This is a genomic window from Chitinophaga sp. OAE865 (assembly GCF_040546735.1).
GTDB lineage: Bacteria > Bacteroidota > Bacteroidia > Chitinophagales > Chitinophagaceae > Chitinophaga > Chitinophaga polysaccharea_A.
In genome coordinates this window covers 6,588,882-6,605,291 of record NZ_JBEPOF010000001.1, presented here as the reverse complement: position 1 = coordinate 6,605,291, position 16,410 = coordinate 6,588,882, and the positions used below count along the sequence as shown (strand labels likewise).

12 protein-coding genes are annotated in these 16,410 nt (G+C 47.5%); 8 read left to right on the top strand and 4 right to left on the bottom strand.

The window, feature by feature from the left end; translation table 11 throughout:
* Positions 1-86: 86 nt before the first annotated feature.
* On the bottom strand, positions 87-1,409 hold the full coding sequence (locus tag ABIE50_RS26420; protein ID WP_209865583.1) for an MGH1-like glycoside hydrolase domain-containing protein: 1,323 nt from the start codon (positions 1,407-1,409) through the stop codon (positions 87-89).
* A 246-nt stretch (positions 1,410-1,655) separates the two neighbouring features.
* On the opposite strand from ABIE50_RS26420, the gene ABIE50_RS26415 reads away from it, so the two are divergent.
* Positions 1,656-2,387: a GntR family transcriptional regulator gene (locus ABIE50_RS26415; protein WP_142687720.1), complete on the top strand. Its 732-nt coding sequence runs from the start codon at positions 1,656-1,658 to the stop codon at positions 2,385-2,387.
* A gap of 81 nt (positions 2,388-2,468) precedes the next feature.
* Here the strand turns inward: ABIE50_RS26415 and ABIE50_RS26410 are convergent, their stop codons facing one another.
* Positions 2,469-3,353, bottom strand: coding sequence for a COG4315 family predicted lipoprotein (locus tag ABIE50_RS26410; RefSeq protein ID WP_209865580.1), 885 nt, complete (start codon positions 3,351-3,353; stop codon positions 2,469-2,471).
* 84 nt (positions 3,354-3,437) lie between these two features.
* Between ABIE50_RS26410 and ABIE50_RS26405 the strand changes: the two genes are divergently transcribed.
* Positions 3,438-7,529, top strand: a complete 4,092-nt coding sequence (locus ABIE50_RS26405) for a DEAD/DEAH box helicase (RefSeq protein WP_209865577.1) — start codon at positions 3,438-3,440, stop codon at positions 7,527-7,529.
* A gap of 61 nt (positions 7,530-7,590) precedes the next feature.
* On the opposite strand, the gene ABIE50_RS26400 is transcribed toward ABIE50_RS26405, so the two are convergent.
* Both ABIE50_RS26400 and ABIE50_RS26395 read right to left on the bottom strand, forming a co-directional pair.
* Complete coding sequence (locus tag ABIE50_RS26400; RefSeq protein ID WP_209865574.1) at positions 7,591-8,349, bottom strand: SDR family NAD(P)-dependent oxidoreductase; 759 nt, start codon at positions 8,347-8,349, stop codon at positions 7,591-7,593.
* A gap of 12 nt (positions 8,350-8,361) precedes the next feature.
* Positions 8,362-10,080 (bottom strand): IlvD/Edd family dehydratase, encoded by a 1,719-nt coding sequence (locus tag ABIE50_RS26395; RefSeq protein ID WP_209865571.1) that lies wholly within the window; start codon positions 10,078-10,080, stop codon positions 8,362-8,364.
* A 231-nt stretch (positions 10,081-10,311) separates the two neighbouring features.
* Between ABIE50_RS26395 and ABIE50_RS26390 the strand changes: the two genes are divergently transcribed.
* The 6 genes from ABIE50_RS26390 (at position 10,312) to ABIE50_RS26365 (ending at position 16,352) form a co-directional block, all read left to right on the top strand.
* Entirely contained in the window at positions 10,312-13,086 is a 2,775-nt protein-coding gene (locus ABIE50_RS26390) for an outer membrane beta-barrel protein (protein WP_209865569.1), read from the top strand.
* Between the two features lie 19 nt (positions 13,087-13,105).
* Positions 13,106-13,867 carry a GLPGLI family protein gene (locus ABIE50_RS26385; protein WP_209865567.1) on the top strand — a complete coding sequence of 254 codons (762 nt, stop codon included), beginning with the start codon at positions 13,106-13,108 and terminating at the stop codon, positions 13,865-13,867.
* A gap of 23 nt (positions 13,868-13,890) precedes the next feature.
* Positions 13,891-14,703 (top strand): AraC family transcriptional regulator, encoded by an 813-nt coding sequence (locus tag ABIE50_RS26380; RefSeq protein WP_209865565.1) that lies wholly within the window; start codon positions 13,891-13,893, stop codon positions 14,701-14,703.
* Positions 14,704-14,772: 69 nt separating this feature from the next.
* Positions 14,773-15,222 (top strand): VOC family protein, encoded by a 450-nt coding sequence (locus tag ABIE50_RS26375; RefSeq protein WP_209865562.1) that lies wholly within the window; start codon positions 14,773-14,775, stop codon positions 15,220-15,222.
* 104 nt (positions 15,223-15,326) lie between these two features.
* Entirely contained in the window at positions 15,327-15,593 is a 267-nt protein-coding gene (locus ABIE50_RS26370) for a hypothetical protein (RefSeq protein WP_142687727.1), read from the top strand.
* A 243-nt stretch (positions 15,594-15,836) separates the two neighbouring features.
* The gene (locus ABIE50_RS26365; RefSeq protein ID WP_209865559.1) at positions 15,837-16,352 is read left to right on the top strand and encodes a hypothetical protein; all 516 of its coding nucleotides are present in this window, start codon (positions 15,837-15,839) and stop codon (positions 16,350-16,352) included.
* Positions 16,353-16,410 lie beyond the last annotated feature (58 nt).

Genomic DNA, 16,410 nt, shown 5'->3' with positions numbered 1-16,410 from the left:
AGCGAAATTTGGTTTTTAAGATGATGGTAATGATATGTTTTTTAATAAGATCCGGTTGATGAATAAATAATAATAAATAAGCAGCCTTAATTGTTTACTTCCTGCTGATGAATTGCCCATTTTTTCAGAAGTGCGATGGCGTCCAGTAAAACGCCTGCTTCCCCGCGAAAATCTCCTGATCCTTTTGGCGTGCCTGTCTGAACATCATACCATTCGAAAAAGCCGTTATGAGCAATGACACGGTCGGTCATGGGTTTAAGCTCTGCTACGGCTTCCTGTATAAATCCGTTTAAAATTAAGGCCTGGATCATCCGTCCGCCAAACCAGGTCCAGTCGCCCCCGTTCTGATATACATAAGGATGCATATTCGGGAACTCCTTTGCCGGGTAGGGAGGATATACCGTGATACCTATGGTAGCGAATTTTTCTTTAGAGGCGGCCTGCATCATTTGCCTGTTGATAGCCGCTATTTCTTTGGATGTATGGAATCCTGCCAGTATTGCACAGGCTGTGCCTCCTGTGTAAAGGATCTCCTTTTCGTTGAATGAGGGGGAAAACGGGCTTCCGTTCAAATAAAGATGTGGTATATATTTCTGCGCCCGGTCGTCCCATAAGTATTTGCGCACATTGCTCCGTATACCGGCTGCTACTTTGCTCCAGCTCCGCTGTGCCTTGTAATCCGGAGGTTTCATTGCCATGAAATCCTGTATAGCCATCACAAACATGGCGTTGTCATAAATATCGACCGCCCATTTTGTTTGCTCATTGATGGCTACGCCCCAACCGGTTTCCGGCTGCACATCGCCCCAGTCGATAGTGGTGGCGCCTTTGATAAGCCCGTTTTTTTCCGACCAGCGCTCTTTCAGCAGATAGGCCATAGAGGCTTCCATCCGTTGCAAAATCGTTTTATCATTTACAGCCAAAAAAAGAAAGTCCTGGTCGCCGGTAACAGCAACATATTTTCTAACCGCCTGGATCAGGGATGATTCCTGGTCGGTTTCCACGGTATTCTTATGGGCAGCCCATTGCGGGGCAAGGCCGGAATACCTGTATTTGTAGCCCACATTGGCTTTCTCCTTTGGAATAACGCCATCGGGAATATTTCCATCTTCCCCCTGCATACGGAAGAAAAGCAGCAGCATTTCCTTTACCTGGTCATGTGGTAATACCTGTAAGGAGCCATTAATAAAAGTGTTGAAGTCCCTGATCCATACTTCCCCATAGGAAGTACCGGCAGAGAAACCGGTGAGTAGCCGTAGTGCCCGGGCCTGTACCGTATCCAGCCTGCTGTCTGCCATTACAGTTGCCGCCAGGGAGCTGGCGCCCGCCTGTGCCGCCAGGTTTCCCGGAAGGAAAACAGGAGCAGTGATACCGGCAATAAAGGGAATTATAGAAAAGTATTTTTTCATAATGTGGCCCCGGATATTATGTACAAACATATAAACATAATTTAATAAACGCAAGAAAAGTTTTTAACAAGGCCTAAATAGTTGGAGGGGTGGATAACATGTTGATTATTTGATGTTTATGTGAGCGCGGCTGGTATAGTTGGGATACTTTGTTTTGATACTGTTTTTCCGGCCAGGGCATACATACTCCCAAAATAAGGGGGGCTAAAATTGTTTTTCTTGTTTATTTCCAGTTGCTTTGCAGGCATGAATTTGAGTATAGATCATAAAAATCCTTTACCACTTCATATACAGGCGGAAAACCTGTTGCGGAACATGATAAAAGATCCACAGTACAGTGGTGGAAAATTTTTACCTAACGAAGTACAGCTGGCAAAGCAACTGGCTATTTCCCGATCTACTTTGCGTCATGCCCTGAATAAACTTGTTTACGAAGGACTGCTGACCAGGAAGAAAGGAGTGGGCACCAAAGTAGCCGAAGCTGCTATCAGCTCCAAATCAAAGAACTGGCTGAGCTTTACCCAGGAGATGACTGCACGCGGTATCATCATCAAAAATTTTGAATTGCATGTCACCTGGGTATTGCCCGATGAAACCATTGCCAATTTCTTCGAGATCAGCCCAAATAAAAAAGTGCTTAAGCTGGAACGCCTGAGAGGAAAGGCGGAAGGGCCCTTTGTATATTTCATTTCGTATTTTCATCCCCGGGTGGGCTTAACCGGTGAGGAAGATTTCAAACGCCCTTTATACGATATCCTGGAAAAGGATTACATGACAGTGGCTACATTGTCCAAAGAAGAAATCAGCGCAAAATCAGCCGACAAATTTATTGCCGCCAAACTGGAGCTTGAAACCGGGCATCCCATCCTGCTGAGGAAGCGGTTTGTATACGACCAGGGCGAACGGCCTATAGAGTATAACCTTGGGTATTACCGGGCCGACAGCTTCGTGTATACCGTGGAAAGCAGAAGAGAATAGTTTACATATTTCACCAGATACAACGGCTCAGCATTCATACAGAATACTGAGCCGTTCCGTTTTTACGGTTGAAGGCAATGGTTATGGCTTAGGAGCAGCCGCCACATCTTTTGTAACTACCGGCCATACGCCTGGTGCAGGGAAGCTCACTCCTTTGTTGGAGCCTCTTACACCTGCATCCTGTCCGAAGTAGTACAGCGGCCATCCTTTGTAGGTCAATTGTTTTTTACCGGCAACGGTGATGCTGCCAAATAATGTTTTATCAAGCGTAGAAGGTACCACTATCTGGTCTGTTTCATAAATAGGCCAAACAGCATTGTTGGAAAAATCAGCTTTGGTAAACTTGTTGATGTTAAAGCTGTCTTTATTGAAAGAATAAAGCGTGATGCCTTTACCATCAGTGAAGTACAATGTTTTGCCGTCGCCAACGGTATGGTCTGCCTTGTAATTTTTACCATCGGCGCCTACCAGTTGCGCGTTGATCAGTTGTATGGTATAATCGGGTTTGGCTACATACCAGACGTTATTCACGCCTTCACCGGTTGTTTTGCCGGGCGCTTCACGTACGTTCACTCCACCTACCGCAGGTGCGAAGTAGTACAGCGGCCATCCTTTGTAAGCAGTTTGTTTTTTACCATCAATAGTGGTGATGGTAGTGAAGTCTTTAATGTCCAATCCTGTTCCCAGCGCAGCCTGTGCCAGATTGTCGCCGGCGTAATAAATAGGCCATACCGCAGCACATCCGCCGCTGCAGTTGTTCTTGCCATCAAAATCATTGGAGAAATAATAGAGGGAATTACCGTCCACATCTGTAAGGTGATTTCCCAAAGTAGCGTCGGCGCTGAGTTGCACCAGGGGCTTAGGTGCAGGCGTGTCGGGGTGGTCGTCATTTCCGCCGCAGGCGCTGAAGGAAACGATACCGCTAAAGGCTATCAATGAAAGCAGGGTGTTTTTAAAGCAGTTCATGCAGTTAAAATTTTTAGAAATTTGAAATAATACACTATTACGGGTTGTTGGTCAGTAACAACCTGGTTTGCTAAACCGGTACCTATGCGTATTCGGAAAAAACCGGGAAAAGGTTGTCTGCCTCCCAAAATATTTTCAGCTATTTTTGTTGCTATGGTCGATGAAAGTTTCTATTTAAGGCAATATGAATTACAGGAAAGGGATACCCGGCTGGTGATAGATGTGATGGCGCTATACCTGTACCCGCTGGAAACATTTACCATTACCGACGCGGTGAACTGCGTGGAAGAAATGAAGGGGCTCAGGGTCGGCGAAATATTGAAACACCTGGTGGCTGCCGGATTGGCCATTAAAAATGTAACCGGTAATTACTCCCTGGTGCCGGAGATGGGATTTTTGCTTTTCCCGGTAATTATAAAACAGCCTGCCTATACAGCGCTGCTGGAAAGAACGAGGTATGCTGTACACGCATTTTACAGCATGAGCGCCCGGCTGCAGGATCTGCAGCAGCTGCTCACTGCCTACTTTACCGGTAACCGCTCCCTGCTGTTGCCGCCGGTAAGGAAACTGGAACTGGAGCTTAATGAATACCAGCCCTATCTTTCCTACCTGTTGTATTACCCCGCCTACGAGGGATTGTTGCCTTTTTTCAGCCGGGAGAGCCTTGATAGAATAGTATCTTTCGCTTTAAAATATAACCTGCTGAAAATGCCCCCGGTGCAGGAACTGGAAAGTTTCCGCCGGCAATATGCCGCCGGTTTTCCGGAGCTGTTGCTGTTGCAGGGGCATCTTGATCTGCCTCCGGCAGATAATACAGCGGATGATTTGTATGCGCAGGCAGTGACGCTGTTATATAGCGGGCAACCTGCAAAGGCGCTTTCCTGTTTTGAAAAGGGAATCAAACGTCAACGGCGGTACGATAAAAAGCATACCATGCCACTGTCGCCGTTGTTTGCCTTTTATTACGCCTTTACACTGGCGGTATTGCCGGGTGAACAAACCAACCCGCTGATCGCTAAAATCATAACTGCTTATGAGCGAAAGCTGTTTCCTGCCATCACTCCCGCGGTTTGCCTGTTGCATTTTCATGCAGGCCGGAAGGAGAAGGGAGAACAATTGCTGCTGCTGATCCTGGAAGGAGGAGAGAGCAACCTGCTGAGTTACCTGTCGGTATTGTGTTTGCAGCTGCTCCACCCCAAAAGTAAATTATTGCGCACTTTCAGTATTAATGCAGCGCGTTTGCTGACGCTCGGCATGGAACGTCACTACTGGTTACTGACCTACGAGTATTTATATTTATTTAAAGGAGATGATTACCAGGGATATGAAAGCGTGTACCAGGAAGCTGCCAACATGATCAGCCATCCGCCTGTTTTTTCACAGATGGAACAAACGCCGGACTGGGAGCGGTTATTAAACACCCTGCTGGGCGCTGATACCTATCTTGCAAAAAAAGAAAAGAATGCAGCAACTTCCCGGTTAATCTACCTGATAGATTTTGACCGGTATAAGATCCAGCCGGTATTACAAACCTCCCAGGGCAATAATACGTGGAGCAGCGGTCGTAATGTGGCACTGAAAAAGCTGAAGGAAGGGAAGGCGGAAGCCATGACAGAACAGGATTTCAGGATAGGCGCTACCGTGCAGAAGGATCATTATTATAACTACGACGGCGAATCCTATTCTTTCGCGGAAACAGTATGGGAAGAAATTGCAGGCCACCCGCTGTTATTTTCTGCAGATGATATTTCTGTTTCCGTAGAAATTATAAAAGCACAGCCGGAGCTGAGCGTGAACAGGTCAGGGCACGGATACACTTTCAGCGCCAACATAAACGATTATGTCAGCGAAACGGTGTTTGTAAAGGAAAGTAACACCCGCCTGAAGATCATCCATCTTACCGCCCAGCAGCGCCGTCTATTACAAACACTGGAACAGATCCCTGTAGTGCCGGCAGCGGGTAAGGACAAGCTGACCCAGGTATTGAAAAGTATTGGCGCACACCTTACCATTCACGCTGATATGGGAGATATTGCCAATATCAGCAAACGTCCGGGCGACAGCCGCATTGTTGTACAGCTTTTGCCGCTGGGCGACGGGCTAAAGGCCGGTATTTATGTAAAACCCTTTACCAGCGATCCGCCGTATTGTAAACCCGGCACAGGAGCATATAATATTATTGGTATCAGTAACGGGGAGCGCTGGCAGGCAGTGCGGGACCTGGCTAAGGAAAAAGCCAATGTAACCACCCTGCTGCACCTCATCCAGGGCGCTATAGACCAGGACCTTTCCGACGATACCATCATTTTTGAAGACCCGCTGGATTGTTTGCAGTTGCTGGAAATAATTCACCAGCATCCCGAACTGGTGCGGGCAGAATGGCCCGAAGGAGAACGGTATAAGATAAGACAGCAGGCCGGCTTCCCGCAATTGCACATTTCACTGAAAGAAAAAGATCACTGGTTTATGTGTACCGGTGAATTAAAAATAGACGAGGCTACCGTACTTGCCCTGAAAGACCTGCTGGATACTACCCGTACGGTAAAGAAAAGGTTTATTGCGTTACAGAACGGGGAATACCTGGCATTAACGGGCGACTTACGCCGGCGGCTAAACGAAATGGCCAGCGTGGCTAATATTGACCGGGATAATATAAGCATTCAGCCATATGCCCTGCCGGTGCTGGATGAGCTACTCGAGCACGCCGGCAGCGTTGTTACAGATGCTGCATGGAAAGCCTTTGTAGATAAAAGGGATGCTGCCATGGCGCTGGATATAACGGTGCCGGTTACACTCCAAACCACTTTACGCCCTTACCAGGAGGAAGGCTTCCGCTGGATGACCCACCTGGCCGCCTGGGGAGCCGGCGCCTGCCTGGCAGATGATATGGGATTGGGTAAAACCATACAGGCCATTGCATTGTTGCTGCAACGGGCAACGGAGGGTCCTGCATTGGTTATTTGCCCGGCCTCTGTGGTGAACAACTGGAGCAATGAGATCAGCCGCTTTGCACCTACACTGAATGTAATATTCCTGCACAACGGCCGCCGTTCTGCTTTGATCAAAGGCGCCGGCCCTTTTGATGTGGTGATCACTACCTATGGTTTATTGCAATCAGAAGAAAAGTTGCTGGCCGCAGTAAAGTGGCCCACACTTGTACTGGACGAAGCGCATATGATCAAGAACTTCCAGACAAAAACTTCCAAAGCGGCCATGTCGCTACAGGCAGGATTTAAGCTCATGCTAACGGGAACGCCTATACAAAACCATATGGCAGAGATCTGGAACCTGTTTAACTTCCTCAATCCCGGGTTGCTGGGCTCACTGGATCATTTCAATAAACAATTTGTTTTCCCTTCGGTGAGAAACCCGGAAAGCACGGTGAAGCAGCACCTGAAAAAACTGATCTCACCGTTTATATTACGACGTACCAAAACGGGCGTGCTGGATGAGCTGCCGCCTAAAACGGAGATCGTGAAGCTGGTGAGCCTGTCGCCGGATGAAGCATCGTTTTACGAAGCCCTGCGCAGGAAAGCGCTGGAAAATATCAAGGCGCAGGAGGGTAGTATGGCGCAGCAGCATATCCGCGCACTGGCGGAGATCAGCCGGTTGAGGATGGCGGCCTGTAACCCGCAGCTGGTGGATGCTGAGGCCGATATTCCATCTTCCAAATTAACAGTGTTCCGGGAAATTGTAGAAGAACTGGTATCGAACAATCACCGCGCGCTGGTGTTCAGCCAGTTTGTAAAACATCTCGACCTGGTGCGGTCGGCATTGGATCAGCAGGGAATTACCTATCTCTACCTGGATGGCAGCACGCCTATACCGCAGCGGGATAAGCTGGTAAAGGAGTTCCAGGCAGGTAGCGGGCAATTGTTCCTGATCAGCCTCAAAGCAGGGGGACTAGGACTTAATTTAACGGCAGCAGATTACGTGATCCATATGGACCCATGGTGGAACCCGGCTATTGAAGAGCAGGCATCCGACAGGGCGCACCGCATTGGTCAGACCAGACCGGTAACCATTTACCGGCTGGTGGCGCAATATACAATAGAAGAAAAGATCATTGCACTGCATAACAGCAAGCGGGATCTGGCCGATCAGTTGCTGGAGGGCAGCGATCAGTCGGGGAAGCTGAGTGCAAAGGAATTGCTGAAACTTATTGCAGAACGGTAGCCCGGAACGCCTGTAATGCACTTTCCAGTAGGGCGGCCCGGGCTTATCGCAAAGCAGCAGCTCAGAAAGGCGAAGGACTGATACTGGTCCATCCTCCATCAATAATAAGGCTTTGGCCGGTAATATGCCTTGCCTGGCCGCACACCAGGAATAATGCGGCGCTGGCAATATCCTGCGTATAGGCGGGGCGTCCCATAGGGGTGAGACCCGACCATGTTTTTTCGTAAGAAGGATCATCCAGCGTACGTTCTGTGAGCGTAGCGCCGGGAGCAATGGTGTTCACGGTGATTTTGTAGGGGGATAATTCAATCACTAAATTTTTGGCGAGCATTTCCAGCGCTGCTTTGCTCATACCGTAAGCAGCAAGATCTTTATGCGCCTGGTGGCCGGTTACGGAAGACATGAACAGAATGGAGCCGCCTTCAGCCTGTTGTTTCATCTGGTTGGCGGCAGCCTGCGCCAGGAAAAAAGTGCCGCCCAGGTTTACCTGCATCACACGGTTAAACGCTTCCGGTGTGTAGGTGAAAAAATCACCGAAGAGGGTGATCCCTGCGTTGGCAATAACGATGTCCAGCCGGCCGAATTGTGTAACAGCGGTGCTCACCATTTGCCGTATAAAGCTGATATCGCCGGAATCGCCGGGCAGCGGGATGCAGTATCCCTTTGCAGCGGTAATGGCCTCTGCTGCCTGTTGGGCCAATGCGGTATCAATATCATTCAGGATAACGGTAGCTCCCTGTAATGCCAGTTGTTTGCTGATCTCAAACCCGATGCCCTGGCCCGCGCCGGTAACAATAGCTACTTTCTTATCAAATGTCATAAGCCCGTTTTTTTAGTGTGAATCCCTGGTTACTTCGCTGCCGGAGCTTCCTTTGAGAAAGTCGAGGTCGGCGCCGAGATGTGCCTGCTCCACATGTTGCTGGTACAGCTGTACATAACCCCTCGTTGATTGCGGGTAAACCGGTTGCCATGCTGCTTTCCTGCGGGCAATTTCTTCGGGGGAAACGGCGGCTTCCAACCTGCGCTGCTGCACATCCAGCGTAATGATATCTCCATCGCGAAGGATGGCGAGATTGCCTCCTGCAGCGGCTTCCGGCGATACGTGCAGTACTACGGTGCCAAAGCCGGTGCCGCTCATCCTTCCGTCGGAAATGCGCACCATATCGGTAATACCTTTGGCCAGTAATTTCGCCGGCAGTCCCAGGTTGCCTACTTCAGGCATTCCCGGGTAACCTTTGGGTCCTACATTTTTTAGCACCAGCACACTGTTTTCATCCACATCCAGTGCAGGGTCATCGATCCGTTTTTTGTAATCGTCTATATCTTCAAACACCACCGCCTTGCCGGTATGCTTCATCAGGTGCGGGCTTGCGGCCGATGGTTTGATAACAGCACCCTGTTCGCAGATATTGCCTTTCAGGACCACGATGCCTGATACCGCGTTAAAAGGATTATCCATTGATGAAATGACATCTTTGTTATAACTGACGGCATTCGTATAATTTGCCTCAATGGTCTTGCCATTGACGGTGATACAATCTTTGTGAAGATGATCCAGCATGGCATTGATCACAGCGGGTAATCCGCCGGCATAATAAAGATCTTCCATGAAGTAACTGCCGGAGGGCTGGAGGTTGGCGATCAGCGGGATGTTGGCGGAAAATGTATCCATGTCCTGCAGGTCCAGCTCCACGCCTATACGGCCGGCAATGGCCAGTAAATGCAGCACGAAATTAGTGGAGCCGCCGATGGCTGCATTTACACGGATAGCGTTTTCAAAGGCTTCCCTAGTAAGGATATCTGTTAAGCGCCTGTTTTCCCGGACCATTTTTACTATCTCGCTTCCCGACAGGTGTGCCAGTATTTTACGGGCGGCATCCGGTGCGGGGATCGCTGCGTTCTGCGGCAGCGACAAGCCCAGGGATTCCACCATACAGGCCATGGTAGATGCTGTGCCCATTACGGCGCAATGCCCGTCGCTGCGGCACATGCCGGCTTCAGCCATAGCCAGTTCTTCGTTGGTCATCCTGCCGGCCCTTACATCTTCACTGAACCTCCAGATATCGCTGGTGCCAATACTATTGCCCCGGTGCCTGCCTGTAAGCATCGCTCCCCCGGATACCACAATAGTAGGGATGTTTACACTGCAGGCGCCCATTACCAATGCCGGTGTGGTTTTATCACAACCGCACAGCAGTACCACGCCATCGATGGGATTGGCGCGGATAGATTCTTCCACATCCATGCTCACCAGGTTGCGGTACAACATGGCTGTAGGTTTGATCAGTGTTTCGCCTAACGACATCACCGGGAACTCCAGGGGGTAGCCACCGGCTTCAATCACACCCCGCTTCACGGATTCTGCCAGTTCCCTGAAATGGGAATTGCAGGGCGTAAGTTCGGACCAGGTGTTACAGATCCCTATAACAGGCTTGCCTTCCAGCTCGTGTTGGGGAATGCCCTGCTTTTTCAGCCAGGCGCGGTATATAAAACCATCTTTGCCTTCACGGCCAAACCAATTGGCGCTTCTAAGTGAGTTTTCGTGCTTCATAACGGGAGTAGATAATTTCAAAAAGATACAATAAAATATGGATTTCAAAAATGAAGCTGCATGATTATCCCATCTTACTACCGGTTAACTTTTTATTAATATTCTTTCTCTACATGATAAGTAGGGTGTCCATTTAACAGATGTTTATCACACATGGCAACATAAGTTCAATTTTTATTATGGAATTTTAATTTCATAGCATCTGTACCCAATAACCTGTATACTCCACAAATGAAGAAACTATCAGGACTGATTCTCTGTATGGTCATTATGCATTGCTGCCTGGCGCAGCATGCCTCCGTTAAGGGTAATGTATCAGACACACTTAATCACGTGCAGTTATCCAGATCAGTAGTAGCGCTGCTACAGGCAAAAGATTCCATTTTATATAAATTTACCAGGAGCGATGAGAAAGGGCATTTTGAATTAAAGAACCTCAGGGCAGGAAAATATCTGCTGATGATCACTTACCCTGCTTTTGCGGATTACGTAGAGCCGTTAACGTTGTCGGACACCTCCACGTTAGAACTGGATAAAATTATGCTGACGCTGAAATCCCGTTTATTGCATGAAGTAGTGATACAGCAAAAGGTAGCTGCCATAAAAATGAAGGGGGATACTACAGAGTTCAACGCCGACAGCTACAAAACCGCCCCCAATGCGTCTGTGGAAGAATTGCTGAAGAAACTGCCGGGTATACAGGTAAATGGTAAAGGACAAATTACCGCCCAGGGGGAAACGGTAAAAAAGGTATTGGTAGATGGAGAAGAATTTTTTGGAGATGACCCTACGCTGGTTACCAAGAACCTGCGGGCGGATATGGTGGATAAGGTTCAACTGTATGATAAAAAAAGTGACCAGGCTGCATTTACAGGTATTGATGATGGGGAGCGGTCGAAAACCATTAACATCCAGCTAAAAGAAGATAAGAAGCGCGGCTATTTTGGAAAAGTGGCAGCAGGTGCTGGTGATAATGGCTTTCACGACAGCCAGGGTATGCTGAATATATTCCGGGGAAAAAAGAAGCTGGCTGCCTTTGGCATTGTGTCCAACACCGGTAAGGTAGGGCTGGATTGGGGCGACCGGGAGAAATTCGGCTCCGGCAACGGGGAGATTTCTTTCAATGATGATGGCGATGTGGAGTTTAGCTTCCGGGGAGATGAGCTGGATAGCTGGGATGGCCGTTACCGGGGAGACGGATACCCGTTGGTACAAACCGGAGGATTGCACTATTCAGATAAATGGGACAGGGACCGGCAGAATGTGAATGGCAACTATAAAATAATGAAGCTGTATATAGATGGGAACAGTGAGAACATGTCGCAGAATATCTTACAGGATACTATCTATTACAATCATTCCAAAGAAAATTTTCATAACAACATTCTCAGGAACCGTTTGAATGGCAGCTATGAGCGGCAGTTTGATTCTACTTCTTCCATCAAGTTACAGGTAGACGGGGGCCTGGATCACAAAATATCCAATATGCTCAGCTCCAGCGGTATGGAGCTGAATGATATGGTGGTAAACCGCGGGGAACGTAAAACCTCGAATGTATCGGACGTTGGAAGCATGAACGCCAATTTGCTCTGGCGTAAGAAACTGAAGAAGAAAGGACGCACCCTGTCGCTAGACCTTGCGGAAAATTATTCCAGGACCAACGGGGAAGGAATGCTGGATGCCTATACAGAATATTATAAGCAGGGGAAGCTGGATTCTGTACAGAATATTGATCAGCTTAAAACTACCAATAATGAAAGCATCAGCATTATCAGCAATCTTACTTATACAGAGCCTTTGTCGGTGTCGTCTTCCCTGTTGTTTAACTATGGCATTAACATAGATAACAATCATTCCAACAGGAACTCCTATAACAAACGGACCGATGGTAAATACAGCGACCTGGACTCTTTATACAGTAACGACTATGCTTTTAACATACTGACCCACAAAGGTGGTATCCGTTATGGCTATACGAAAAATAAGATCCGTATTAATATAGGCGGCAACGTGGGACTTACCAGTTTCAGCCAGAAAGATATGTTCCGGAATAACGAAGTGAAGCGCGATTTTGTTAACTGGTATCCCCGGGCGATGTTCCGGTATAGTTTTTCGCAGCAGCGCCGCCTTACCGTGGAATATAACGGTTATACCCGTCAGCCTGGCATTGAGCAGCTGCAACCTATCCGCGTGAATGATGATCCGCTTAACCTGCAGATTGGTAACCCATCATTAAAACCATCTTTCAATAATAATTTCAATATTAATTTTTCCGATTTTAAGGTAATGACAGGCAGGAGCATCTGGGCGTCGGTGTCGTTTGAATCTACCACCAACGCCATCAGCGACAGGAGTGTGGTGGATACATCCGGTGTAAGTACCAGCCAGGCAGTGAATGTGGATGGAAACAGGAGTGGCCGGTTTAACTTGTATGTAGGCTGGAAGATAAACCCATGGGACCTGAGAGTGGGGGCAAATACCAACGGTGGACTGAACAGGAACGTAAATTATGTGAATGGGTTGCTGAATGTCACAAATTCTTCCAATGCAGGACTGGGTATTAATGTGAATAAGTACAAGGACAAGAAATATGAGTACTCCTTTGAGGCGGAGGCTAATTTTAACAACAGCGTATCCTCTGTGAATAAAGCATTACGTACCCAATACTGGACCTATAGTATCTCACCCAATGTGAGCTTCTTCCTGCCGCTTAAATTTGTATTGCATGCGGATATGAACTATAATATCCGCCAGAAAACACCTGTGTTTACCACCAACAATAATGTCGCTATCCTGAATGCTTACGTGGCGAAAAAGTTTGGAAAGAAGGAACTGGTGCAGCTTAATTTCTCTGTGAATGATATCCTCAACCAGAATATAGGTTTCAGCAGATCAATGCAAACGAATACTATCGTTCAGCGGACATACAGTACTATCGGCCGTTATGGCCTGTTGTCTTTTATCTGGAACTTTAACAAGTTAGGCGCCGGCGCCCCTAAACAATAGTTTTATGAAAAATACCAGTATGAAAATTCGTATGCTCCTGACCGTTATACTATATGTAGCCGTGGCTTTTCCTGCCCGGGCGCAGCATACCACATTTTTAGAGCAGGGCCGGATAGAATTTGAGAAGCGGGTGAACCTGTTTGCCCGTATGGATGAACAGAGTAAGGGACAGGAAAGTTCATGGACAGATATGTTGAAAAAGGGAATGTCGCAATACCAGGTCACTTATTTCGATTATTCATTTTCACGTCAGACATCATTGTATAAACCAGGCAGGGAGAATCCTGATAACAAGAAGCCGATATGGGAATCAGCCCCGGCAGAAATAAACGTGGTGTATTCCCGGCTGGACAGTATGCAGAGTATTTCACAGAAGCAGGTATTTGAGCAGATGTACCTGGTAAAGGATTCAATGCGGCAGATCCGTTGGAAGATCACTGATGAAACCCGTAACATCGCCGGGTTTGATTGCCGGCGTGCAAATGCCATTATCATGGATTCTATTTATGTAGTGGCATTTTATACGGATGCGATTGTTACGCCGGGCGGTCCGGAATCGTTTAGTGGTCTTCCTGGTATGATCCTGGGGGTAGCCTTGCCGCATGAGCATATCACCTGGTTTGCGACCAAAGTGTTGGTTGATGATATCAGAGAAGAAGCGCTGAAGCCGCCGGTAAAAGGGAAGCCCGTAGATAATAATGGGCTTTCCGAATCCATTTCAAAAGTGCTTGGTAAATGGGGTAATTATGGAAGTGCGTATATCAGGGCAATTATGTTATAATTGCATATTGATTTGAACGGAGAATGACACCCATTACCCATATTCGTACTTCATATGCGCCTGTGCAGCCGTTTGCAGCGCAGCCGGAAGAAACGGTTGTGTACCGGGAATTTTTACCGGACCTCCGGTTGCAGGAGTATATTTACTGTTACTGGCAACTCAATACCACCTGCGCACTTACGGCGCCTTTCCATTACCGGGTGGTGGCGGATGGCTGTATGGACATCTTTTTTGAACTACATGATCCGCGGCAAAGTTTTATCATGGGGTTCAGCGATGCTTATACCTCTTTCCCCCTGGAAGGGAATTTTAATTATGTTGGCATCAGGTTTTTACCGGGCATGTTTCCCCGCTTGTTCCCGGTAAATGCTGCTGAATTAAGCAGGCAGGCTACTGCCCTGGACAGCGTAGCGCCGGCGATAGCCCGTTTCCTGGCAGACCGTTTTCATGAAGAAACAGGTATGCCTCAGTTGAGATCTTTGTTGGATAGCTTCCTGCTGGCACATATCAGTAAAGCATTGCCGGCAGATAATCGCCTGTTGGAAGCGGTGGACCTGATCGTTCAGCAGGCAGGAATGATCACTCTTGAGAAGGAGCTGCCCCCGGGAATCAGTTCCCGCCAGTTGAGACGCCTGTTTGAGTGCTATATCGGCGATACGCCAAAAGCGTTCAGTAAGGTGGTAAGGTTTCAGAAGATCCTGCAATTCACCCATTCCCCCCTGCATATCCGGAAGAACAAGCTGTACCTCGACGCCGGTTATTACGACCAGGCTCACTTCATCCGCGAATTTAAAAGTCTTTATGGCCTTACGCCCGCTAAGGTGTTCCGTAAGTAAGTTGTCCGTTTTTTACAATTTATGGTTTCGCAGCAGCCCTAACTTTGCTGTCATAAAACTGAAACCTATATGAAAAGAGGGCTGTTAGCGTTTATTTTCTTCTTTTTTATATCCAATATTTATTCACAGGAAAAAACCGGCAAAATGAAACTGAATGCAGGCATTATTACTGCTAAATTAGCGGAGAGCAGGAAATTTTATACCGAGATATTAAACTTTGGCGTGTCGTTCGAAAACGAATTTTACCTGTTGCTGCATACACCGGATAAACAGGCGGAGATCAGTTTTTTACTGCCGGAGCATGCGTCGCAGCAGCCCTTGTTTAAAACGGCCTTTAATGGGAAAGGGGTATACCTGACCATTGAGGTAGATGATGTGGACAAAGTATATGAGGCGATCAGGGCCAAAGGAGTTGAGATAAAGATATCGATCCGCAACGAGCCGTGGGGCGACCGGCATTTTGCCATACAAGACCCTAACGGCGTGGGTATAGACGTGGTGACGTATTCCCGGCCATGACCCTGTTAACATAATTTTAAGTTAATGAAATCTTAAAAAGCCTGCGGTTGACAGCACACAGGAACCATTTTTGTTTTCAAATGGTTGAACTAAAAATTTTAACCATGGCAAAGCAAAGCAAGGAAGCAGTAAAACAAGAAATCCAGGTATTGGCAATTGGCAACTACAAGAGTTATCCTGACGATTACGAAGTAGCATCTGCCACGGTTTCCCGTAATATAGAATCATTGGCAAAAGGTTATTGGGACAGCCGGGAGTATAAGGAAATAGAGCGGGATGAGCGACTGGGCATTAATCTGGAAGATTATCAACATTGGACAAAAGAAGCATATGATGCATTTATGAAATCCAACCAGCAGTCCCTGAACTAGATCCATTCTTTTTAACCGGGCCGCCTGAAAGTACGCTTTCAGGCGGCCTTTTTATTATTTGGTATCATCTGCAACCATTTATAGCCGAGTATTGTTTATATAAGACGGTAGATTCGCTGCCATAATATAGTGGGCACCCACACCTGCTTTTTATTTTACTACACCGTTCCGAGCTGGTGTCCGTTACCACCTGAATGCAAAGGCTTGTGGCTGAACCTGCCATTAATCCTAAATTTTCAGTGCATGAAAAAGCTTATCTGTTTGTTCATGATCCTGGGTGCTGCCTGGCGGTTAACGGCCCAAATTACGCCCGCAGTAGCCACTTTGCCTAATGAGGATCTTGTAACACAAATTTTCGGCAAGAACAAAGAATCGTTGTTGAATGATTTTTTGAAGATTTCTCCTTTAGAGGAACGGGCGTTTCAATCTGCATTCCTGGAATATGAAACGGAGAAAAGTCCGTGGTTAACGGAGCGTATTGCGTTATTGAAGATGTACAATGAGGAGTTTTCCTCTATTGATGAGAAGAAAATGAACTCACTTACCAGGCAGTTCATTAATAATGACCTGGAGTTCGGTCGGTTACAGATGCGGTATTTCCGGAAGTTTAACAAGCTGCTGGGGGCCACCAGGGCAGCAAAATTCTTCCAGCTGGACAATTACCTGGAGCAATCCACGAGGGTGTATCTGCAAAACCAGTTGCCGTTTATTAAAGCGCTGGAATCTGATAAACTGGCAAAGCCACTTACGGCGAGATAAGGGAGCGGATTTTCGTCTGACTCAGGATTATGATGATTTCGGTGATTTTGTTTTTTTG